1 protein-coding gene is annotated in these 1,887 nt (G+C 37.5%); it reads left to right on the top strand.

Annotated features, from left to right (window positions below; translation table 11 throughout):
* Window positions 1-1,887: LamG domain-containing protein (locus F6K23_RS08245; RefSeq protein ID WP_293153273.1), on the top strand; the 1,887-nt coding region annotated here is incomplete at both ends.

Raw genomic sequence — 1,887 nt, 5'->3', positions numbered from 1 at the left:
TCAAGGGTAAAGTCAATGGGGAACCAACAGTTGTAGCAGACTCCAAACTTGGCAATTGTCTAAATTTTGACGGTGTGGATGATTATATCCAAATGCCAGAAATGAATATTGACTATTCACAAGGTTTTACCGTAGAAGCTTGGGTATATTATCAGAACTTCAATAACCAGTCAAGGGTGATTGATTTCGCGAATGCTCCTGGTAAGAACAATATCATTTTTGGCAATCGTACTACAACCAATGATGGATTATTAGTTGTATTTGTTGGTTCTACGAGAAAAGCTATTGAAGTAAAAGGGATACTCGAAAAGAATCAATGGCTCCACCTAACAGCAACAATTGATGAGTCAGGAAATGCCAAGGTTTATAAAGATGGTCAAGAAGTAGGGGGTGGGTTGGTAGCTCTCCCCAATAGTGTTAATCGCACCAAAAATTACATTGGTAAGAGTAACTGGTCAGCAGATGGATTTTTTCATGGCAAAATGTCGCATCTGCGGATGTATAACCGAGCATTATCTCCTGAAGAAATCAATGAATGTATGAAAGTGGATGGAACTCCTCCACCTATGGATATTAATCGTGGTTTACAATTGCATCTGCCACTGAATGAAATAGTCGAAAACGCTGCTAAAGAAAAAGAAGTTCTTGATGTTTCAGCAGGAAAACTCAATGGCAAAGTCAATGGAGCAACAGTTGTAGCAGACGATCGCTTTGGCAAGTGTATCAACTTTGATGGGGTTGATGATTATATCGAACTTCCTACAGCAACTATTCCCGAAACTGGTGAAATAACAATTAGTTTCTGGGCAAATGGTGGCAAGTCTCTACCTAATCGTAATTCTATTATCTTGGCACAAGATAAAAGTAATCACAGGGTAGTCAACATTCATTTACCTTGGTCAGATAGTAAAATTTACTTTGATTGTGGAAATACCACTACTTCTGATAATAGTTATGACAGAATCGAAAAACTATCTCAAGCAACTGACTTCAAGGATAAATGGACTTCCTGGGTCTTTACAAAGAATGTTGCTACCGGAGAGATGAAAATCTATCTCAATGGTGTTCTTTGGCAAAGTGGTGTTGGTAAAGAAAATCCTCTAAGCTCAATTACTCAGGTTAAATTTGGTTGTGGTTATGGGTTTTATAATGGTAAAGTTGCTCATCTACGAATTTATGACCGAGTATTGTCACCTGAAGAAATTAATGAATGTATGAAAGTGGATGGAACTCCTCCACCTATGGATATTAATCGTGGTTTACAATTGCATCTGCCACTGAATGAAATAGTCGAAAACGCTGCTAAAGAAAAAGAAGTTCTTGATGTTTCAGCAGGAAAACTCAATGGCAAAGTCAATGGAGCAACAGTTGTAGCAGACGATCGCTTTGGCAAGTGTATCAACTTTGATGGGGTTGATGATTATATCGAACTTCCTACAGCAACTATTCCCGAAACTGGTGAAATAACAATTAGTTTCTGGGCAAATGGTGGCAAGTCTCTACCTAATCGTAATTCTATTATCTTGGCACAAGATAAAAGTAATCACAGGGTAGTCAACATTCATTTACCTTGGTCAGATAGTAAAATTTACTTTGATTGTGGAAATACCACTACTTCTGATAATAGTTATGACAGAATCGAAAAACTATCTCAAGCAACTGACTTCAAGGATAAATGGACTTCCTGGGTCTTTACAAAGAATGTTGCTACCGGAGAGATGAAAATCTATCTCAATGGTGTTCTTTGGCAAAGTGGTGTTGGTAAAGAAAATCCTCTAAGCTCAATTACTCAGGTTAAATTTGGTTGTGGTTATGGGTTTTATAATGGTAAAGTTGCTCATCTACGAATTTATGACCGAGTATTGTCACCTGAAGAAATTAATGAAT

The sequence above is a fragment of the Okeania sp. SIO2C9 genome, assembly GCF_010672455.1.
Taxonomy (GTDB): domain Bacteria; phylum Cyanobacteriota; class Cyanobacteriia; order Cyanobacteriales; family Microcoleaceae; genus Okeania.
This window is presented reverse-complemented; position numbering and strand designations above follow the sequence as displayed.